The organism is Schumannella soli (genome assembly GCF_006517435.1).
Lineage (GTDB): Bacteria > Actinomycetota > Actinomycetes > Actinomycetales > Microbacteriaceae > Schumannella > Schumannella soli.
Window position 1 is genome coordinate 512,906 of record NZ_VHQG01000001.1, and the last position, 21,645, is coordinate 534,550.

13 protein-coding genes are annotated in these 21,645 nt (G+C 72.1%); 5 read left to right on the forward strand and 8 right to left on the reverse strand.

Going from position 1 to position 21,645, the window contains the following annotated elements:
* Positions 1–197 precede the first annotated feature (197 nt).
* Genes glgX through treZ form a run of 3 tightly spaced genes read left to right on the forward strand, consistent with a single transcriptional unit; the run spans position 198 to position 6,815 of the window.
* Complete coding sequence (gene glgX, locus FJ657_RS02470) at positions 198–2,444, forward strand: glycogen debranching protein GlgX (protein WP_141162089.1); 2,247 nt, start codon at positions 198–200, stop codon at positions 2,442–2,444.
* A complete protein-coding gene (locus FJ657_RS17275; protein WP_255447090.1) occupies positions 2,441–4,909 on the forward strand; it encodes a malto-oligosyltrehalose synthase in 2,469 nt (822 codons plus the stop codon). The genes glgX and FJ657_RS17275 overlap by 4 nt, the downstream gene beginning before the upstream one ends.
* A gap of 1 nt (position 4,910) precedes the next feature.
* Positions 4,911–6,815: a malto-oligosyltrehalose trehalohydrolase gene (gene treZ / locus FJ657_RS02480; RefSeq protein WP_141162090.1), complete on the forward strand. Its 1,905-nt coding sequence runs from the start codon at positions 4,911–4,913 to the stop codon at positions 6,813–6,815.
* A 46-nt stretch (positions 6,816–6,861) separates the two neighbouring features.
* Here the strand turns inward: treZ and FJ657_RS02485 are convergent, their stop codons facing one another.
* The 4 genes from FJ657_RS02485 to FJ657_RS02505 all read right to left on the reverse strand — a co-directional run bounded on the left by FJ657_RS02485 (position 6,862) and on the right by FJ657_RS02505 (position 13,409).
* Entirely contained in the window at positions 6,862–8,796 is a 1,935-nt protein-coding gene (locus FJ657_RS02485) for a glycoside hydrolase family 13 protein (RefSeq protein WP_141162091.1), read from the reverse strand.
* Positions 8,797–8,961: 165 nt separating this feature from the next.
* Positions 8,962–10,794 carry a ParB-like protein gene (locus FJ657_RS17160; protein ID WP_255447166.1) on the reverse strand — a complete coding sequence of 611 codons (1,833 nt, stop codon included), beginning with the start codon at positions 10,792–10,794 and terminating at the stop codon, positions 8,962–8,964.
* Between the two features lie 175 nt (positions 10,795–10,969).
* Positions 10,970–11,842: a universal stress protein gene (locus tag FJ657_RS02500; protein ID WP_141162092.1), complete on the reverse strand. Its 873-nt coding sequence runs from the start codon at positions 11,840–11,842 to the stop codon at positions 10,970–10,972.
* Positions 11,843–12,002: 160 nt separating this feature from the next.
* On the reverse strand, positions 12,003–13,409 hold the full coding sequence (locus FJ657_RS02505; RefSeq protein WP_141162093.1) for a flavin monoamine oxidase family protein: 1,407 nt from the start codon (positions 13,407–13,409) through the stop codon (positions 12,003–12,005).
* 275 nt (positions 13,410–13,684) lie between these two features.
* Between FJ657_RS02505 and FJ657_RS02510 the strand changes: the two genes are divergently transcribed.
* Positions 13,685–14,410, forward strand: a complete 726-nt coding sequence (locus FJ657_RS02510; RefSeq protein ID WP_141162094.1) for an SOS response-associated peptidase — start codon at positions 13,685–13,687, stop codon at positions 14,408–14,410.
* A gap of 117 nt (positions 14,411–14,527) precedes the next feature.
* On the forward strand, positions 14,528–16,000 hold the full coding sequence (locus FJ657_RS02515; protein ID WP_141162095.1) for a phytoene desaturase family protein: 1,473 nt from the start codon (positions 14,528–14,530) through the stop codon (positions 15,998–16,000).
* Positions 16,001–16,056: 56 nt separating this feature from the next.
* Here FJ657_RS02515 and FJ657_RS02520 read toward each other — a convergent pair whose 3' ends face one another.
* The 4 genes from FJ657_RS02520 to FJ657_RS02535 form a co-directional block, all read right to left on the reverse strand.
* A complete protein-coding gene (locus FJ657_RS02520) occupies positions 16,057–18,207 on the reverse strand; it encodes an acyl-CoA dehydrogenase family protein (protein WP_141162096.1) in 2,151 nt (716 codons plus the stop codon).
* A gap of 194 nt (positions 18,208–18,401) precedes the next feature.
* Positions 18,402–19,274: a KPN_02809 family neutral zinc metallopeptidase gene (gene ypfJ, locus FJ657_RS02525; protein ID WP_141162097.1), complete on the reverse strand. Its 873-nt coding sequence runs from the start codon at positions 19,272–19,274 to the stop codon at positions 18,402–18,404.
* A gap of 64 nt (positions 19,275–19,338) precedes the next feature.
* Positions 19,339–20,280 (reverse strand): homocysteine S-methyltransferase family protein, encoded by a 942-nt coding sequence (locus tag FJ657_RS02530; RefSeq protein WP_141162686.1) that lies wholly within the window; start codon positions 20,278–20,280, stop codon positions 19,339–19,341.
* A gap of 524 nt (positions 20,281–20,804) precedes the next feature.
* Positions 20,805–21,512: a lysophospholipid acyltransferase family protein gene (locus FJ657_RS02535; RefSeq protein WP_141162098.1), complete on the reverse strand. Its 708-nt coding sequence runs from the start codon at positions 21,510–21,512 to the stop codon at positions 20,805–20,807.
* Positions 21,513–21,645 lie beyond the last annotated feature (133 nt).

Below are 21,645 nucleotides of genomic sequence, written 5' to 3' on the forward strand. Positions count from 1 at the left end.
CGACCCGGAACGGCCGCGCGTCGGCCGCCCTCGGCGTCGTACCCCGCGCCCTCCCGAACCGGCGAGCCCGCCGGTAGCGTGAACGACGCACGACACCGCACCACCAGCACTTCACGCCCCGACGGCGTCGCCTGCACCGTACGACAGCACCGCACCACCGCAGCGCGCCGCATCCACCACCACAGCGGAAGGCCCTCATGCAGGTCTGGCCCGGCACCCCCTACCCCCTGGGTGCGACCTTCGACGGCAGCGGAACGAACTTCGCGATCTACAGCGAAGCCGCCGAGAAGGTCGAGCTCTGCCTCATCGACGAGAACGGCGAGGAGGAGCGCATCCGGCTGCGCGAGGTCGACGCCTACGTCTGGCACGCCTACCTGCCCACCGTGCAGCCGGGCCAGCGCTACGGCTACCGCGTGCACGGCGAATGGGATCCCGAGCAGGGCCTGCGCTTCAACCCGAACAAGCTGCTGCTCGACCCCTACGCCAAGGCCACCTGCGGCGACATCGCGTGGGGCCAGCCGATGTTCTCGTACACCTTCGGCGACGAAGACGAGCGCAACGACGACGACTCGGCCGGCAACATGATGCTCGGCGTCGTCATCAACCCCTTCTTCGACTGGCGCGGCGACCGCCAGCCGAAGCGCCCCTACGCCGAGAGCGTCATCTACGAGGCGCACGTCAAGGGGCTCACCGCCCTGCACCCGTCGGTGCCTGAGGAGCAGCGCGGCACCTACGGCGGCATCGCGCATCCCGCCGTCATCGACCACCTCAAGCGCATCGGCGCCACCGCGATCGAGCTCATGCCCGTGCACCAGTTCGTCAACGACGACACCCTGCAGCAGAAGGGCCTCAGCAACTACTGGGGCTATAACACGATCGCCTTCCTCGCGCCGCACGCCGGCTACAGCGGCTCGGGCGAGCTCGGGCAGCAGGTGCAGGAGTTCAAGGAGATGGTGCGCACGCTGCACGAGGCGGGCATCGAGGTGATCCTGGATGTGGTCTACAACCACACGGCCGAGGGCAACCACCAGGGCCCCACGATCTCGATGCGCGGCATCGACAACCCCGCCTACTACCGGCTCGTCGACGACGACAAGAAGTTCTACATGGACTACACCGGCACCGGGAACAGCCTCAACGTCGGCAACCCGCACACGCTGCAGCTGATCATGGACTCGCTGCGCTACTGGGTGACCGACATGCACGTCGACGGCTTCCGCTTCGACCTCGCCTCCACCCTCGCCCGCGAGTTCTACGAGGTCGACAAGCTGTCGACCTTCTTCGAGCTCGTGCAGCAGGACCCGATCGTGTCGCAGGTGAAGCTCATCGCCGAGCCCTGGGATGTCGGGCCCGGCGGCTACCAGGTCGGCAACTTCCCGCCGCAGTGGACCGAGTGGAACGGCAAGTACCGCGACACCGTGCGCGACTTCTGGCGCGGCGAGCCCTCGACGCTCGGCGAGTTCGCGTCGCGCATCACCGGCTCGGCCGACCTCTACCAGGACGACGGGCGCCGCCCGGTCGCGAGCATCAACTTCCACACCGCGCACGACGGCTTCACCCTGCGCGACCTCGTCAGCTACAACGAGAAGCACAACGACGCCAACGGCGAAGACGGGCGCGACGGCGAGAGCAGCAACCGCTCGTGGAACAGCGGCGTCGAGGGACCCACCGACGACCCGGCCGTGCTCGGGCTGCGGGCCCGGCAGCAGCGCAACTTCCTCGCGACGCTGCTGCTCGCGCAGGGCGTGCCGATGATCGCCCACGGCGACGAGCTCGGCCGCACGCAAGACGGCAACAACAACGTCTACGCGCAGGACAGCGAGCTGAGCTGGGTGCACTGGGACGACGCGGATGAGCCGCTCATCGAGTTCACCGCCGCACTCGCCCGACTGCGCCGCGAGCATCCGACCTTCCGGCGCAGCCGCTTCTTCGACGGACGCCCGGTGCGCCGCGGCGAGGGCGAGCCGCTGCCCGACGTCGAGTGGCTGAAGCCCGACGGCACCGCGATGCTGCCCGAGGACTGGTCGGCCGGTTTCGGCCGCACGATCGGCATGTTCCTCAACGGGCAGGGCATCCGCGGCGTCGACCAGCGCGGCCAGCGCATCGTCGACGACAGCTTCCTCGTCTACTTCTCGGCGCACACCGAGCCGGTCACGATCACGGTTCCCGGCGACGAGGCCGGCGGCTGGGATGTCGTGGTCGACACGGCCGGACACGAGGGCTGGGTCGACCGGGGCGTGCTGCGCTCGGGCGACACCTTCGACCTCGGCGCCCACGCCCTCGTCGTGCTGCAGGAGCACGAGGAGGAGCCGGTGAGCGACGACTCCGTCAGCGCCTCGCTGTCGGCGCGCTCGGCGCAGCGCGAGAACGCGGCGCGCGAGAACGCCGTGACCGCCGCCGCCAGCACCGCACCCGATTCCGCCGAGGAGGCGCCGCAGAAATGAGCCGGATCCCCGCATCCACCTACCGACTCCAGATCTCGTCGGAGCTCACGCTGGCGGATGCGGCGGAGCTCGCCGACTATCTGAACGAGCTCGGCGCGGACTGGTTCTACCTGTCGCCGCTGCTGGCCTCGACCTCGGGGTCGATGCACGGCTACGACGTGGTCGACCACTCCCGCGTCGACGCGCCGCGCGGCGGATCGGCGGGGCTGGATGCGCTGGCCGCGGCCGCCCGCGAGCGCGGACTCGGGGTGCTCGTCGACATCGTGCCGAATCACGTCGGGGTGTCGAAGCCGGTCGAGAGCGTGTGGTGGTGGGACGTGCTGCGGCTCGGCCGCGCCTCGGCGCACGCCGACGCCTTCGACATCGACTGGGACTACGGCGACGGGAAGCTGCGCATCCCGGTGCTCGGCGAGACGCTGGCCGAGGCGGCGGCGTCGGGCGCGCTGCGCGTCGAGAGCGCGAGCGGCTCGGGTTCGGGCGAGCCCGAGCTGCGCTACTGGGACCACCGCTTCCCGATCGCGCCCGGCACCGCCGACGACGGCGCCGATCCGGTCAGCGTGCACGACCGCCAGAGCTACGAGCTGATCGACTGGCGCCGCGCCGACCACGAGCTGAACTACCGACGGTTCTTCGCCGTCAACGAGCTCGCCGCGATCCGCGTCGAAGACCAGCGGGTGTTCGACGACTCGCACGTCGAGATCGTGCGCTGGGTGCGCGACGGACTCGTCGACGGCATCCGCGTCGATCACCCCGACGGGCTGCGCGATCCGGGCGGCTACCTGGATGCGCTGGCCGCCGCGACGGGCGACGCCTACGTGCTGGTCGAGAAGATCCTCGAGCACGGCGAGAGCCTGCCGCCGTTCTGGAAGGCGGCCGGCACGACCGGCTACGACGCGCTCGCCGAGATCGATCGGGTGCTCGTCGACCCGGCCGGGCGGCCGGCCCTCGACCGGCTCGATGCGGCGATCCGCCGCGGCGGTCGCATCCGCTGGACGGACCTCATCCACGCGACGAAGCGCTCGATCGCCGACGGCATCCTCGGCTCGGAGGTGCGGCGCCTCGTGCGCGAGCACCTCGCGGAGCGCGAGGGCGCGCGCGGCGCGGATACTGGCGCGAGCGACGCCGATACTGGCGAGAGCGCGACGCAGCCCACCCTGGCGGCTGATGCGACTGCTGAGCAGTATCCGCGACGCGGCCACGGAACTGGCTCCACGCCCGAGCAGCTCGTCGACGCGATGGCCGAGCTGCTCGCCTGCTTCCCCGTCTACCGCAGCTACCTGCCCTTCGGCGCCGAGCACCTCGAGCACGCCGTCGCGACCGCACTGCAGCGCCGCCCCGACCTCGCCGCGCCGATCGCCGAGCTGCAGTCCGCGCTCGCCGACCCCGAGCGCGCGGTCGCCATCCGCTTCCAGCAGACCTCGGGCATGGTCATGGCGAAGGGCGTCGAAGACACGGCGTTCTACCGCACCTCGCGGCTCGCCTCGCTGACCGAGGTCGGCGCCGATCCGAGCGAGTTCTCGCTGGATGCGGACGAGTTCCACCAGCGGCAGCAGACCCGGCTGGCGGCGTTCCCGGCATCCATGACGACCCTCTCGACGCACGACACGAAGCGCGGCGAGGACACCCGCGCGCGCATCACCGTGATCAGCGAGATCCCCGAGGAGTGGACGGCGTTCATCGAGCGCCGGCGCGCGCACCGGAACCTCGACGACGGCGCCCTCGAGGGCCTGCTCTGGGAGTCGATCGTCGGCGCCTGGCCGCGTGAGCGCGAAGCGCTGCACGGCTACGCCGAGAAGGCGGCCCGCGAGGCCGGTGTCTCGACCAGCTGGAACGACCCCGACGAGCGCTGGGAGGACCGACTGCACGCCCTCGTCGACGACGTGTTCGACGACGCGGAGGTCGCGGCGGATGTCGAGCAGATCGTCGAGCGGATGCGTGTCGCCGGCTACGCGAACGGGCTCGCCGCGAAGCTCATCCAGCTGACCGCACCCGGTGTTCCCGACGTCTACCAGGGCAGCGAGGGCTGGGAGCGGTCGCTCGTGGATCCGGACAACCGCCGTCCGGTCGACTTCGCCTCGCGCCGCGCCATGCTCGCCGAGCTCGACGCCGGGCTGCTGCCGGAGGTGGATGAGAGCGGCGCCGCCAAGCTGCTCGTCACCTCGCGTGCGCTGCGGCTGCGGCGCGACCGGCCCGAGCTGTTCGACCGTTACGTGGCGGTTCCGGCGCTCGGCTCGGCCGCCGATCACGTGGTCGCCTTCGACCGCGGCGGTGCCGTGACGGTCGCGACGCGCCTGCCGCTGGGTCTGGCGGCGGCGGGCGGCTGGGGCGACACGACCGTGATCGTCGAGAGCTCGCCCTTCGTCGACCTGCTGACGGGCCGCGAGTACCCCGGCGGCTCGATCCCGCTCGCCGACCTGCTCGCGACCTACCCGGTCGCGCTGCTCGCCCGCCTCGAGGAGGACTGACATGAGTGAAGCGATCGAGCCCGCGATCGGCGTGGCCGGGTTCCGGCCGCGGGTCTGGGCTCCGAGAGCCGACCGCGTGCGGCTGCACCTCGACGGGGCGGTCGAGCCGATGCGGCGACTGGATGCGGCCGAGGCCGCCGCCCTCGGCATCCGCTCCGGCAGCGCCGCCGGCTGGTGGGTGTGGGATGGCGCCGGGCTGCCGGAGGGATCCCGCTACGGCTTCCTGCTCGATGACGACGAGACCCCGCTCCCCGACCCGCGCGGACGCAGCCTGCCCGACGGCGTGCACGCGCTCAGCGAGGTCGTGGCCGCGCATCCGACCGCCTTCGAGCTCGCCCGCGAGCACGAGCACACGCCCACCGGCCGCCACCGCGGCGAGCGCTGGCCCGGACGCCCCCTCGCCGGCGCCGTCATCTACGAGCTGCACATCGGCACCTACACGCCCGAGGGCACCCTCGACTCCGCGATCGCGCGCCTCGACCACCTGGTCGAGCTGGGTATCGACTTCGTCGAGCTGCTTCCGGTCAACGGCTTCAACGGCGTGCACAACTGGGGCTACGACGGCGTCGCCTGGTTCGCGGTCGACGACAGCTACGGAGGCCCCGAGGCCTACCGCCGCTTCGTCGCCGCGGCGCATGAGCGCGGTCTCGGCGTCATCCAGGACGTCGTCTACAACCACCTCGGCCCGAGCGGCAACTACCTGCCGCGCTTCGGCCCGTACCTGCGCGACGGCGCGCGCAACACCTGGGGCGACTCGGTGGATCTCGACGAGGTCGAGGTGCGCGACTACATCCTCGACAACGCGCGGCTCTGGCTCGACGACTACGGCGTCGACGGACTCCGGCTGGATGCCGTGCACGCCCTCGTCGATCAGCAGACGCCGCACATCCTGGCCGAGCTGGGCGCGCAGGCGGATGCGCTGAGCGACGCGCTCGGGCGCCCGGTCACGCTGATCGCCGAGTCGGACCTCAACGACCCGGTCATGTTCGAGGCGCGGGCGGATGCGGGAGGCGGCTCCGGCGGTGGCTCGGGCGACGACGCGGGCTCCGGCGCGACCAGCGCCACCGGCTACGGCCTCACCGCCCAGTGGTCCGACGACTACCACCACGCCGTGCACGTCGCGCTGACCGGCGAGACGACCGGCTACTACGCCGACTTCGCTCCGCTCGGCGCGCTCGCGAAGGCCGCGACGCGGGGCTTCTTCCACGACGGAACGTTCTCGTCGTTCCGGGAGCGCGAGCACGGCCGGCCGATCCCCGCGCAGCTGCCCACCGCATCCCTCGTGACCTTCGCGCAGGATCACGACCAGATCGGCAACCGGGCGGAGGGTGACCGCTTGACGGCGACGCTCTCGCCGCGGCGGCTCGCGGTCGCGGCCGTGCTGAACCTGCTGTCGCCGTTCACGCCGATGCTGTTCATGGGCGAGGAGTGGGGCGCATCCACCCCCTGGCAGTTCTTCACCGCGCACCCCGAGCCCGAGCTCGGCCGGGCGACCGCGGAGGGCCGCATCGCCGAGTTCGCGAAGATGGGATGGGATCCGGATGCCGTGCCCGACCCGCAGGATCCGCAGACCTTCGAGCGCTCGAACCTCGACTGGACCGAGCTCGACCGGCCCGGCCATCGCGAGTTGCTGGCGGCGCATCGGGAGCTGATCCGGCTGCGGCACGAGCTGCCGGAGTTCGGCACGACGACCTTCGCCGACCTCTCGGCGACGGTGGACGAGGAGGCGCGCACGCTCGCGATCCGCATCCGCTCGCTCGTGGTCGCGGTCAACCTGGGACTCGGCGAGTTCACGCTGCCGGCCGACGAGCTGCTGTTCCGCACCTCCGACGACGTCGTCGCGACCGCCGAGGGCGTGCTCGCGCTGCCCCCGGATTCGGCGGCGCTCATCCGTCTGGCGGAGTAGCCCCCAGCCGACACCGGCCCAGGCAGGTCAGCCCCGAGGTGTCGACTCAGAACACCTCGGGCGCGAGCTCGGGGGTCACGTCGCCGGAGCCGGCGAGCGTCTCGGCGTCGTCGCCGGGGCGGCGGAACGCGGGCAGCGCGACACCGGGCAGGCGCCAGGCCGTGAACGACATGCCGGTCGAGTGGATGCGGGCGGCGCCGTCCGCTCCGATGTCGAGGGCGGCTTCGCCGATGAGACGCTCGACGTCACCGACCGCCGCCCCGAGCGACCCCGCCGCCAGCTCGACCACGACATCCGCCCGGGCCGCTGCGACGAGCGCCGTCTCGTCGGCGGTCTCGCGCGCGAAGACGAGCACGTCGTCGCCGATGTGCAGCCAGCGCAGCCCGCCGCCGTTGAGGGCCGGATGCGCGCGCTTGAGTCCGATCAGCGCCGAGTACAGGTCGATCGAGCCCGCCGCCTCGGCGAGACGATCCCACGGCAGCGGCGTGCGCGAGTGCTCGCCGTCGTCGCCGACGAGGCCGAACTCATCCCCCGCGAACACCACCGGGATGCCCGGCAGCGTCACCGCGAGACCGAACGCGACGGGCACGGCGCCGGGCCGCGCGTGCGTGAGGAAGCGCGGGGTGTCGTGCGTGTCGAGCGCGTTCATGGTGTGCAGACGCACCCGCCAGGCAAGCTCGGCGGTGAAGCGGCGGTGCTGGTCCCAGAACTCGAGGCCGCTGAAATCCTCGGTGCGTCCGAGGGTCACATTGATGCCGCCGGGCGCCGGCGAGCCGGGTTCGCGCAGCCAGTTCCAGAGCGGACGCGTGAAGTTCGCGTAGGTCATCGCGCCGTGCCAGGCATCGCCGGTGAAGTCGCTCGCGGCGTCGTTCGTCGACTCGCCGAGCAGCAGGGTGTCGGGGTTCACGTCGATCATCGTCTGGCGGATGATGCGGCGCACCTCCTGGTTGAGGTCGTCATCCAGGTAGCGCCCGGTCATGTTGGCGACGTCGATGCGCCAGCCGTCGAGGCTGTACGGCTCCGCGAGCCAGCGGCCGACGATCGAGCGCGGCCCCTCGATGAAGCGCCGCCGCAGCTCGCGCGAGTGCCAGTTCAGCTTCGGCAGGCTCGGCACGCCCAGCCACGACACGTAGCCCTGCTGCTCGGGGTCGAGCCAGTAGTAGAAGTCGCTCTCGGCGGCACCCGGCTGGCCGTGCGCGGCGCGGAACCACTCGTGCGCATCCCCCGAGTGGTTGCTCGTCAGGTCGCCGATGACCTTGAGTCCGCGTTCGTGCGCGGCCTCGACCAGGCGGATGAGCGCCTCGTCGCCGCCGAGCAGCGGGTCGACCTCCTCGAACGACCAGGCGTCGTAGCGGTGGTTCGACCGCGCCGGGAAGACGGGGGTGAGGTAGATCATCGTCACGCCGAGGCCGACGAGGTGGTCGAGCTTCTCGCGCACGCCGTCGAGGTCGCCGCCGAAGAACTGCGTCGCCGTCGACGGGCCGACATGGATGACCTCGTCGCCCCACGCGGCCGGCTCGGCCCAGTCGGGCAGGTCGCGGCGGTCGGCGAGCTCGCTGCGCGCGAAGCGGTCGGGGAACACCTGGTAGAGCACGGTGCTCTGACCCCACTCCGGTGGCTCGGGGTAGCTCACGAGCCGGAAGTCGTTCATGTCGCGCGCCTCGGTGCGCGAGAGCCCGCGGGCGCTCAGCCACCAGGCGGTGCCGTCGGCGCGCTCGATCAGGAAGCGGTAGCCGTGGATGGGGTTCTCGACCGTGAGGTCGGCCTCCCACCAGACGGCGTCGTCGTCGCGGGCGACGATCTCGGCCTCGGTGAACCGCGGCTCGTGGTCGGGGTTCGAGCGGGTCAGCACGCGCCGCGCATCCCCCCACGCCCGCGGGATGCGCACCCTCACCCGCACGACCTCGCCGAGCTCGGGATGCCCGCTCGAGACGTAGAGCGGGGATCCGTCGTGGTGCGGTTCGAGCGCGGGCTGGAGCATGCCCCGAGGCTAGCCCGCTCAGGTTTCGCGCCCGTGACGCCCGGGCGCGGACCATGGGGGAACGCGACAGGGATGCGCGGCCCGAGCCTCACGAGGAGGTCGAGCCGCGCATCCCTGCGGTGAGGTGGTGCTTCTCGGGGTTCAGCCGGGCGTTGAGAGCAGGGCTCAGGACTCGGTGTCGGCGGTACCGGCGGCGCCGGGGCGGCGTCCGGTGCGGCGGATCTGACGCAGCAGCATGAGCACGACGCCCGTGGCCAGGGCGAGCGCGGCGAGCGCCGCGGCCGGCAGGCTGTCGACGCCGGTCGAGGCGAGCGCGGCCGGGTCGCCCGCGGCGGCTCCCGCCGAACCGGCGCCCGCTCCGGCGGCCGGGGCCGCGGCGATCTGCACGGCCTGGCCGGCGACCTGGGTGCCGTCGATCAGCGCGACGACCGTGTGCGATCCCGCGGGGGTCGACGCCGGGATGGTCGCGGCGAGGCTCAGCGCGCCCTGCGCGTCCGCCGTCGCCGTGCCGAGCACGACCGGGTCGGAGTGCAGCTCGAGCGTCACGACGGCGTCGGCGCGGAAGCCGGTGCCGTCGATCGTCACGCGTCCGCTGGCGGTGAGCGACCCGGTCACGACGAGCTTCTCGTCGCCGGTCGCCGGGTCGGTCGGGTCCGTCTCGTCAGCGACCACGAGCGGCGGCGACGCGCTCGACGAGGCCGAGGTGCCGACCTTGTTCGTCGCGGTGATGGTCGCCGTGTAGCTGCCGGGCTTGAGCGAGCTGAAGACGTGAGCCGTGGCATCCCCGTCGACCGTCACGGTCTGCGGCGTGGCGCCGCCGGTGAGCGTGACCGTGTACTCGAGCGGTCGGCCCGAGGTCGGCGCCGTCCATCCGACCAGCGCGTCGCGTCGGGTCTCGCCCGGCGTCAGGCTCGGCGCCGCCGGCACGGCGGGAGCCGTCAGCGGCCGGCGATCGGCGCGGTAGTTCGCCATGTGGGCGACCTTGCCGGGCTTGTCGTCGGTGATCGGCTTCGAGAGCTTCGCGAACTCGCCGCCGGTCTCCTTCTTGCCGTCGTTCCAGGCGGCGAGCTTGCCGAGCTGCTTGGCGGTGAAGCCGCCCGCGACGACCGCGTCGTCGGCGAGCGCGGTCTGCGCCTTCGTGATCTGCTTCACGAGGGCGAGCGTCGCCGCCGGGTCGTCCTGGTTCCAGGCCTTCACATCGATGTCGGTGCGGCCGCGCAGCCACTCGCCCCAGTAGAACTCCTGGAAGGGGATCTCGCCGTTGGCGCTGTAGCCGATGTCACGACCGAAGTAGAGGATGCTGCGGTACGGGTCGTCGTCGAAGTTCGCGAGCCCGACGCTCGAGGGCAGGTCGACCGGCTGGATGTCGTCGCCGTTCACATCCTTCAGCCACACCCACTTGTTCTCCTTCATCGTCGACCAGAACTGATCGTCGCTGAGGCCGCTGAGGTTGCCGAGCACACGCAGGCGCACGTGCAGGTCGAGGCCGCCGTCGAGCGTCTCGGCGAAGGAGGTCAGCGTGTGGTGTCCGTCGGTGAGATACGGGATGCCGCCGGGGCCGATCACGACGGTCTTCATCGCGGCCTTCGAGTCGGCCGTCTCGGAGCCGAGCGGGGTCTCGCAGGTGAAGGTCGAGGCGTCGCGCAGGGTCGCGGTCGGCTGCGCGGTCGCGACGTCGGTCTGGCCGTTGGCCTCGCACCAGTCGCCGAAGCGCTTGCCGTAGGTGTCCTGGCTCGTCTTGCCCTTCTCGTAGCGGCCGAGCTTGTAGTACACCTCGTCGGTGCCGAGCGACGGCTGCGTCGGGTGCACGTCGCCGATGCGCACATCGAGCAGGCTGCCGACGGGTGAGCAGAGGTACGGGTCGGTGACGCCGCCGGCCGCGCAGGATGCGGCGGGGACATCGGTGGTCGGGGCGGCGAGGGCGGGCGCCGGGGCGATCAGGGCGGCGCCGCCGACGGCGGTCGCGATCGCGGCGGCTCCGCCGGCGCGGATGAGCATGCGCAGCACGGGCTCTCTCTCGGTCCGGGTGCGCGGGCGCACCTCTGGGCTGGGGATGTCAGCCACTGTGCCGAGGCCGTGCGGACGGGAGGTGTCGCGAAGGTGAACGCGCGGGGCGCGGGGAACGCTCGGGCGGGCGGGCTCGGCGGATTGCGTGCGGCGCGAGTGGTGCGCCTCAGCGCGCCGCGCTGGGCACCACGACGACCGGCACCGGCAGCTCGCGCAGCATCTGCGCGGCGGTGGAGCCGAGGAAGAGCCGACGCGGCGAGGCGAGACGGCTCGAGCCGAGCAGCACGACCTCGGCCGGATCCCAGTCGATCGCGGCGACCGCGGCCTCGACGCCGCCGGCGACCGCGACATCCGTACTGACCTCGATGTCGGAGGGCAGCTGCTCGGTCGCGGCCTGCAGCAGCGTCTCGGCGTGGCGGCGGCCCGCCTCGAGCGCGTCGGGGCGGGCCGTGCCGTCCTCCTGGTCGAGGCCGACGAGCGAGACGAGCCGCAGCGGGGCTCCGACGCGGCGCGCGACGCCGAGCGCCTCGTCGAGCAGGTGGGCGGCGCCGACGCGGGCGCCGATCGCGCAGCTGATGCGGCTGATCGGCTCGTCGACGGCGCTGGGGCGGGTGGCCCATCCGGCCGGGGCGAGCACGACCGGCACCTCGGCCGAGTGCAGCAGAGCGCCCGCGACGCTGCCGGCGGCGATGCGCCCGAGCAGTCCGCCGTGCGCGGCGCCGATAACGAGGAAGCGGGCGCCGAGGTCGCGGGCCGCGTCGAGCAGCCCCTCGGCGAAGGACTCGGCGTCGACGAGGTGCGTCGCGAACTCGACGCCGGCGGGGATGCTGCGGGCCGCGTCGTCGAGCCACTGCTGCGCCGTCGCGCGCAGCTTGCGGCTGTATTCGTCATCGGCCGGCCCGTCGCCGGCCTCGCGCTCGGGCAGATTGACGACGAGCACGAGGTCGAGCTGGGCGCGCGCGGCGCGGGCCAGCCGGATGCCGAGCGCCAGGGCGTCCCGCCCGGTCGGCGTGCTCGTGTACCCGACGATGAACCGCATCCGTGATCGCTCCCTGCTCCGCGTTGTCAGGACGATCTTCCCGCGAAACGCGCGGACGTGCCGACCGTCGTCCACAGCCGGTCATGCGAGAGGCGCGGGCGGAGTCGTCAGACCCGCCCGCGCCCGTGATCTCGCGCCGCGCAACGGCGCCGCGCGCGCGTCAGCCGCGCAGCTGCTCCGCGATCGCCGCCGCCGTGGTGCGCCCGAGGCGGATCGCGCCGTCGACGTGCTGGTAGCCCTCGGGCGCGAAGTCGCTGCACGACCAGTGGATGGGGCCGACCGGTGTCGTCTGGTGGGCGCCGTAGCGGCTGAGTCCGCCCAGGTCGTAGCTCGCGGCGTAAGCGCCACGCGTCCACTCCTCGGCCGCCCAGTCCGACTCGAAGTAGACCTCGGGGCTGAGCGCCTCGGGGCCGTAGTAGTCGGCGAGCGAGGCGAGGATGCGCGCCTTGCGCTCCTCGGCCGGCAGCGAGAACACGTCGTCGGCCTTCTGGTCGCTCACGAAACCGACGAGGGTGCCGCGCGGGTCGCCGTCGTAGCTGTTGTCGTAGGCCTCGTGAACGATCCGATAGGGGCTGAATGCCGTGCCCGAGAGGCCCTGCTCGCGCCAGAACGGCGTCGCGTAGACGGCGTGCACCTTGATGACGAGGCCGAGCGAGAGGTGCTGGTGCGCCTGCTGCACGAGGCGCGGCAGCGCGGGCTGGAAGTCGATGCGCTCGAACAGGTTCGGCGGCAGCGCGACGATCGCGCGCTTCGCGGCGACCTCGATCCCGCCGTCGGCGTAGGCCACGACGCCCTGGATCGGCGTGCCGTCGGCACCCGAGGCATCCGCTCCACCCGTCCACTCGAGTCGACGCACGGCCGCATTGAGGATGACATCGTCGCCGAGGCGCTCCGCGAGCTTGAGCGGAACCTGCTGCAGACCGCCGACGACGCGCTTGTCGAGGATGAAGTCGGCATCCACGAGGTGGCTGAAGCTGCCGGCCGAGGCCGCCATGAGCAGCGCCTGCAGCAGCGAGAAGGCGTGCGAGGGCTTCGTCAGCATCGCCTCGGCGATGTAGAGCGCGATGTTGTCACGCGCCTCGACGTCATCGGTCTGCTCGCTGAGCCACTGCTTCCACGACACCTGGTCGTACTCGGCGGCGCGCGGGTGATCCCACGGGGCGGCCGGGTCGACCTCGGCCACGAGGCCGTCGAGCAGCGCGATGAGGCGCTCGATCTCGGCGGCGGTCTCGGGGGCGACGGGGAAGATCTCGCCGGTGAAGCGGGTGCGGGTGCCGTCGGCGGCGACGTAGACGCTGTCGCCTTCGCGGTAGCGCGAGTAGGTCTCGAGGCCGAGCTCGGCGAGGGTGTCGATGAGCGCGTCCTGGTCGGGCGAGACCCACTGGCCGCCGATCTCGAGGGTCGCGCCGTCGATCTCGCGGGTCCAGAGGCGGCCGCCGACGCGGTCGCGGGCCTCGAGAACGACCACGCTGTGGCCGGCGTCGCGCAGGGCGTTCGCGGCGGTGAGGCCGGATGCTCCGGCGCCGATGATCACGACGTCGCGCTCGATGCGGTTCGCGCTGGCCATGTGGGGTTCCTCCGGACGGGGTGGATGCGGCCGCCGGCCCGATCGCACGGGGCGGTCGGAGCGAGCAGTTGGGGCGGCGTGACCGGACGGGGACACGGCCGCGCTCAGCGTCGATTATGACGCATTCCGTCGTGATTTCCAAGTTTGACTGCGAAATGAGTATCGATTGATCGACAATCGATGCGGAATCAGTGTCCGGCGACTCCACCCTATCGACCGCCGCCGACATCCCGCGCCGACGGCCCGATGTCGGCGGCCCGGCGTAGCCTGCCCGCATGTGCGGGCGCTTCGCGATGGACAAGGAGACGAACGACCTCATCGAGGAGTTCGTGCTCGACGGCAACGATTTCCGCGACTGGTCGGTGTCGTACTCGATCGCGCCGACCGAGGCGATCCCGGTGGTGCGCGAGCGCGCGCACCGCGACGGGCAGATCACCCGCACGGTCGAGGCGGCGGCGTGGGACTTCCATCCCTCGTTCATCACGAGCCACACGCGCCCCCAGTTCAACGCCCGCATCGAGACCGTCGCGACGAACGGCATGTGGAAGGGCGCCTTCGCCGCGCACCGTGTGATCGTTCCGATGCGCGGCTACTACGAGTGGACCGGTGAGAAGAACGCGAAGACGCCCTGGTTCATCCACGCCGGAGCCGAGCCGGGCACGGATGCCGGCGCGCCGCTGCTCGCCGCGGCCGGCCTGTGCACGGTGCGCAAGGTCGACGGCGAGTGGCAGCTCTCGGCCGCGATCATCACCCGCGAGGCCCGCGATGCGAGCGGCGAGGTGCACGACCGCATGCCCGCCTTCGTCACGCCCGAGCTGCGCGACGAGTGGCTGAGCCCCGCCAAGCTGACGCCGGGCGCCGAGACCGACGCCCTGGTGGATGCCCTGCTCGCCTCGAGCGAGCAGGTCGCCGGCACGGTGCGCACCCACGAGGTCGACCGCCGCGTCAACAACTCCCGCGCCGTCGACCCGGCCGACCGCACGCTGATCGACCCCGCCTGACGCGGCCACCGGTCGCCGCCCGCCGCCGCCCGCATCCGCCCGGCAGGACGTGACGTCTACTCTGGAAGCGCGACGCGATCACGCAGCGTCGCGCACGACCCGGGGAGCAGCACAGGCATGATCGACGCGACTGTGGTCGGCGCCGGACCGAACGGCCTCGCCGCCGCCGTCACGCTCGCCGCGGCGGGCCTCGAGGTGCAGCTGATCGAGCGCGCCGACCGCGTCGGCGGCGGCATGTCGTCGGCCGAGCTGACCCTGCCGGGGTTCGTGCACGACGTCTGCTCGGCCGTGCACCCGGGCGCGCTGGCGTCGCCGTTCTTCCGGGCCTGGGGACTCGAGCAGCGCGTGCCGCTCGCGATCCCCGACGTGTCGTACGCGCATCCGCTCGACGGCCGCGACGCCGCGCTCGCCTACCTCGATCTCGACCGCACGGTCGACGAACTCGGCGCTGACGGACCCGGATGGCGGCGCTTCGTCGGCCCGCTCGTCGAGCACTTCGCCGGCGTGCAGACGCTCACCGGGGGCCCGCTGCTGCGCTGGCCGAGCGACCCGACCGCAGCGACGCTGTTCGGCATCCGCTCGCTGCGTCTCGCGGCCTTCGGCGGCGTCGATGCGCAGGGCCGCGGCGCGACTCCCGGTCGCCTGGGCTTCGCGACCGAGGCCGGCGCCGCGCTCTCGGCCGGCACCGCGGCCCACACGGTCGCCCGCCTGAACACGCTCGGCGCGGCCGGCGCCGGCCTGCTGCTCGCGGCCTTCGGTCACACGGTCGGCTACCCGGTTCCGATCGGCGGCTCGCAGGCGATCGCCGACGCCCTCGCCGCCGACTTCACGGGGCGCGGCGGCACCATCCGCCTCGGCGAGCACGTCGCGAGCCCCTCCGACGTCGAGCCGAGCCGAGTGACGATCCTCGACACGAGCCCCGAGTTCCTCGCCTCGTATGTCGGCGAGAAGCTGCCCGCGGGCTACCGCCGCGCGCTCGGCCGCTACCGCCGCGGCGACGGGGTCGCGAAGGTCGACTTCGCCACGAGTGCGCCGATCCCCTGGTCGGATGCGCGGGTCGGCGCCGCCCCGACCGTGCACCTCGGCGGGACCCGCGCCGAGATCGGGGCGGCCGAGGCCGAGGTGGCGGCCGGCCGCATCCCCTCGAACCCCTACGTGCTGCTGACCCAGCCGACCGTGATCGACCCCTCGCGCGCACCCGAGGGCCAGCACACGGTCTGGGCGTACACGCACGTTCCGGCCGGATCGGATGCCGACCTCACGGAGACGATCACGGCGCAGATCGAGCGCTTCGCCCCGGGTTTCCGCGACACGATCCTCGCGAGCGCGCACCGCTCGGCCGCACAGCTCGCGGTCGAGAACCCGAACGACCCGGGCGGCGAGATGATGGGCGGCGCCGTGACCGTTCCGCAGCTGATCGCCCGCCCCGTGCTGTCGCGCGCACCGTGGCGCACGCCCGTCGCCGGCCTCTACCTCGGTTCGGCGGCGACCCCGCCCGGGCCGTCGACGCACGGCATGAACGGCTGGTACGCCGCCGCGACCGCCCTGCGCGACCACTTCGGCATCCGCACGGCGCCGTTCTCGCGCTGAGCCCGCGGGCCGATCCACGGCCCGCACGCTCGGCGGCCGTCGCGTCGTCCCTGTGATCAGCGCTTCTTCGGCGACTTCTCCGGCGTCGGCGCCTCACCCGAGGCGCGCAGCGCGGCGTAGTAATCGCGCGCCTCGTCCTGCCGCGCGGCCTCGGCGCCCGTCGCGATCGGCGCCCGCAGGTGCTCCGGCGCGAGCTGGAACGCCTCCACCAGGTCGAGCGCGTGCGGGCGCAGGCGCGGCAGCAGACGGTCGTCGATGTAATCGGTGATCGCTTGCGCGCGGAACGCCGACAGGCGCCCGTGCATCAGGTACCAGGCCAGGTGCTTCTCGATCAGCGTGAAGCCGAAGAGGTCGCGCAGCCAGGTGAGCTTCTGCTTCGTGCCGGGGTGCTCGACCCAGCCCAGCGCATCCGTGAACGACTCCCACTGCAGCAGCTCCGCGTGCGCACGGGCCGCCTGGATCAGCTCGTCCTGGTTCGCGTTGAACAGCTCGGCCGCGGCCTCCGCCGACAGCTTGGATGCGCCACGCAGTCGCAGCGCCACCTCGCCGACCATGGTGTGCACGCGATCGGTGAGCAGCTGACGCTGCGAGGCCTCGTCGCGAACCATGCCGACCGAGCGGGCGGTCGAGCCGAAGTCGGCGACCGCCTGCGCGACCTTGCGCAGACCCGAGCGGTTGAGCGCAGCATCCCCGACCTGGCCGGCGACGAAGCCGGCGATGTCGCCCGCGTCCGCCTTCGACAGCTTCGCGGCGTAGTCGCCGAGCAGGCGCTTCGCGACGAGCTGCAGCAGCACGTTGTTGTCGCCCTCGAAGGTCACGTAGACGTCGAGGTCGGCGCGCAGCTGGGTGAAGCGGTTCTCGGCGAGGAAGCCGGCGCCGCCGCAGGCCTCGCGGCACTCCTGCAGGATGTCGAGGCCGGCCCAGGTGCTCAGCGGCTTGAGGGCGGCGGCGAGGGTCTCGAGATCCTGCCGGTCCTCGTCGGTGTCGCCCTTGCCCGAGAACACGGAGTCGAACTTCTCGAGCAGACGCTCGTGCGCGAACGACATCGCGTAGGTCTCGGCGAGACGCGGCAGCAGGCGGCGCTGGTGGCGCTGGTAGTCGAGCAGCACGACCTCGTTCTCGGCATCCGCGCCCGCGAACTGACGACGCTCGCTCGCGTAGCGCAGCGCGATCGTCAGACCGACCTTCGAGGCGAGCGTCGACGAGCCGTCGAGCGAGACGCGACCCTGCACGAGCGTGCCGAGCATCGTGAAGAAGCGGCGGCCGGGGCTCGCGATGGGCGAGGTGTAGGAGCCGTCCTCGGCGACCTGGCCGTAGCGGTCGAGCAGGTCGAGGCGCGGGATGCGCACGTGGTCGAAGTGCAGGCGGCCGTTGTCGATGCCGTTGAGTCCGCCCTTGAGTCCGTCGTCCTCGCCGCCGACACCCGGCAGGAACGCGCCGTCGGCATCGCGGATCGGCACGTAGAAGGCGTGCACGCCGTGGTCGACGCCCTGCGTGATGAGCTTCGCGAAGACGACCGCCGCCCGGCCGTCCTTCGCCGCATTGCCGAGGTAGTCCTTCCACGCCGCGCGGAACGGGGTGTGGATGACGAACTCCTGCGTCTCCGGGTCGTAGGTCGCCGTCGTGCCGATCGAGGCGACATCCGAGCCGTGTCCGGTCTCGGTCATCGCGAAGGCGCCCGGGATCTCGAGCGACATCGCGCTCGGCAGGTAGGCGTCGTGGTGGCGTTCGGTTCCGAGGTGCAGGATCGCGGCGCCGAACAGTCCCCACTGCACGCCCGACTTGATCTGCAGCGAGGGATCGGCGAGCAGCAGCTCCTCGAAGGCGGCGATGTTGCCACCGTGGTTGTCCTCGCCGCCGAGGTGCTTCGGGAAGGCACGGTGCACGGCCTTGTCGGCGACGAGCTGATGCAGCTGGCCGAGGGTGCGCTCGCGGTGGTCGGCCATCGTCAGGCCGTCGATGCGGTGATAGCGCTCGTCCTTGAGCTGCTCGCGGCTCGTGCGGCGGTCATCGGCCCACTTGCCGAGCAGGTACTCGCCGAGCCAGACCGTGTCGATGCGGCCCGCATCCACCGTGCCGGTCTTGCCGTGCTTGTCGGCCTTGTCGTGCTTGGCCTTCTCGGCCGCGGCCTTGTCGCTCGCGGACTTCGTGTCGGCTGCTCCGCCGGCGGGAAGGGCTTCGGTCGCGGGCTCGTCGATGACGCTCATGCTGGTTCCTCCGGGATCGGGCGCGGAGGCTCCCAGCAGCTCCGCTCACCTTGTCTGCGCCACGGTAGGCCGGGGTCGCGGCCGTGGCGCGAATCGTCGTCGGACCTCACGAACGCGCCGTCGGACGGTCGCGGCACGGTTGTGCGAGATCCACAAAGCTGGGCGAAAGCCCTTAGAGGATGACGCGAGACGGGTCAGCTGTCGCCGAGCTGCGCCGCGCTGACGTCGAAGGTGTTGCACGACTGCGGGTCGCCGTTGTACCCGGTCAGGAACCACTTCTGGCGCGCGGCGCTCGAGCCGTGCGTCCAGCTCTCCGGCGTCGCCTGACCCTGCGTCTTCTCCTGGATGTTGTCGTCGCCGACCGTCGCCGCCGCGTTCAGCGCATCGTCGATCTGCTGGCGCGTCGGCGGCTCGAGCACGCGGTCGTCGCCCTGCGCCGCCGCGCCCAGCCAGGCCCCGGCGAAGCAGTCGGCCTGCAGCTCGAGGCGCACGCTGTCGCTCGACGGGCCGGTCGCGCGCAGATCCTTGCCATCGGTGATGCCGGTGATGTGCTGGATGTGGTGACCCCACTCGTGCCCGATCACGTACAGCTGCGCGAGCGGCCCGGTGGTCGAGCCGAACTGCGACTTCAGCTGGTCGTAGAAGGAGGTGTCGAGGTAGATCTGCTGATCGGCCGGGCAGTAGAAGGGGCCGACCGCGGAGGTCGCACCACCGCATCCGGTGTTCGTCTGGCCCTCGAAGATGATGATCTTCGGATCGGTCGCGTTCTTCACGTGCTGCGGCCAGTACTCGCGCAGCGACGCCGCCGCGCCCTGCACCCGGCACTCGGTGTCATCGTTGGCCTGCTGGGCGGTGCAGCTCAGGGCGCTCTCGTCGGAGGTCGCGCCGCCGCCGCTCGTGCCGGTTCCGCCGGCGAGCAGACCGGTCAGGTCGACGCCGGTGAACGCCTGGATGAGGAGGGCGATGATGACCAGACCGCCAGCGCCCGCGCCGACGCCGATCCCGGCGTTGCGCCCGCGCTTGCTCACGCGGCCCTTGCTGATATCCGAGTTCGGATCGAAGGTCATGCGCTGAGGCTAGCGCCGAGCGCGGATGCGCGGGGTTGCGATCCGGCGACGCTCAGCTCTGGGCTCAGTCGCGGCGCAGCACCGCCTCGGCGATCGCGCGGATGTGGCGGTCGTCGGTTCCGCAGCATCCGCCGAGCACGGTGAGGCCGGGAAGGCGGCGATGCAGCGCGCCGACGAGACGTCCGAGCTCGGCCGGGTCGCCGGCATCCAGCTCGTCGAGGGCGTCGAGCTCGGCGTGCCTGCGTCGCGAGGCGTTCGCGCGGTACACGGCGAGGCGCCCGCCCCACTCCTCGTCGAGGCCGTCGGGCAGGTGGTCGGGATGCGCGCAGTTGACCCCGAAGTACGCGGGACCGCCGTCGGTGGCGGCATCCACCTCGGCGAGCGCGTCGCGCAGCGTCTGGCCGGCGGGCAGTCGGCCGTCGGTTTCGACGGTGAACGAGATCGCGATGGGAAGCCCCTCGGCCTGCGCCGCCTCGACGATGCCGATCGCTTCAGCGGGGTAGGCCATCGTCATGGCGGCGGCGTAGTCGACCCCCGCATCCGCGAAGACGGCGATCTGCCGCCGGTGGTAGTCGCGCGCTTCGGCGGAGGTCATGAGGGTGGCGGGCGCGTAACCATCGTCGCGCGGCCCGACGACGCCGCAGACGAGGATCGGATGCCGCGCCCCGTCGTCGATGGCCTGGTCGCGCAGGTCGCGCGCGAACTCGACCGCATCGCGCACGATCCGCTCGAACTCCGCACCGGCGTAGCCGCGGCGAGCGGCCCAGTCGGGGTTCGCCCGCCAGGTGACGGTGTCGAGGCTGAAGGGGGTGTGCGCATCCTGGGCCGTCTCGATCGCGAGACGGAAGTAGGCGGCGAGGGCGTCGCGTCCGTGCTCGTCGTCGAGCAGCGGGAATGCGGCGAAGTCGGGCAGGTCGAGTCCGGCGTTGTAGATGAGGTCGGTCTCGAGCCCGCCGTCGGTCAGCGTGACGGCACCGGGATCGGTGCGCGGAATACGGAACGGCACGGCCGCCTCCACGGGAACGGGTTCGGGCGTCCGTCACACGGGTAAGGCGGATGTGCCCATCAGCGCAGAACGTAGACCTGTCGGTGCACGCGCCACAAGACCTGAGTGCCTGTCGACAGCGACTCGGGAGGATGCTGGGGCAGCCCGGTGAACGCGAGGGCGCGCGGCGGATGCCGGGGGCCTCGGATACTGCTGGGGCGTCTCGGCGCGGCCGCAGAGCGCGTCCCCCCGTCGCCTCGCCAGTATCGGCTCGCTGGACACCAGTATCCGCTGCGCGGGGTTCGCGGGGCGGAGCCAAGAGCTGCGGGCTGGCGCGGAGGCGAGCGCGGCCACGATCCCGCGCAGCCCGGGTCACGCGGATACTGTCCGGGCGCGGTGGCGGGGCCGCGGGGAGACCTGGCCTATCGCCTCGCCAGTATCCGCATTGAGAGGCGCCAGTATCCGCGAAACGGCGGCGGGCTCGGGGCGCCGGGAGACAGTATTGACGAGCGACGAGCGACGGCGGGCTGGGGGCAACGGGCCAGCTAGAGGCGCTCGGGGTGGAGGGCGCGCTTGACGCGCTCGACGACGTTCGCGGCGGGGCTCTCGTTGTAGCGGCCGGCGAGCTCCTGGCCGCTGAGCTTCTGGATCTCGGCCATGATCGCGTCGGTCGCCTGACGGCGGGCGCGTCCCGAGGTGGCCGGCCCGAAGTGCGCGAGGTCGAGCGGCTTGCCGAAGCGCACGGTCACCTTGGCGCGGTGGATGCGGTTGGATCCGACCGGCTGCAGCTCGTCGGTTCCGACGATGCCGACGGGCACGACCGGCACCCCGGCGGTGAGCGCGAGCCAGGCGACGCCGGTGCGCCCCTTGTAGAGCTTGCCGTCGAGCGAGCGGGTGCCCTCGGGGTAGATCGCGAAGGCGTCGCCCTTCTCGAGGATCGCGAGTCCGGCATCCAGCGCCTGCTGCGCGGCCGCTCCGGCGCCGCGCTCGACGGGGACGGCGCCGACGCCGCTGAAGAAGACCTTGCTCAACCAGCCCTTGACGCCGGTGCCGGTAAAGTAGTCGGACTTCGCGAGGAACGAGACCATGCGCGGCGCGACGAGGGTGATCACGACGCTGTCGATGAACGAGAGGTGGTTGCTGGCGAGGATGACGGCGCCGCGCTTCGGCACGTTGCGCTTGCCTTCGACCTTCGGGCGGAAGCCCGCCTTGGCGAGTGGGCCGGCGATGCGGCGGGCGGCGGAGGCGAGCATCGCCTCAGCCTGTCACAGCCGGACCGGTTCGGTCGATGACACATACGGATAACGGAATATGGCGTGGCGGATGCGCGGCCGGGATCGTCGCGATCCTCCGACTCGAGCGCCTGCTCAGCCGGGCTCGACGTCA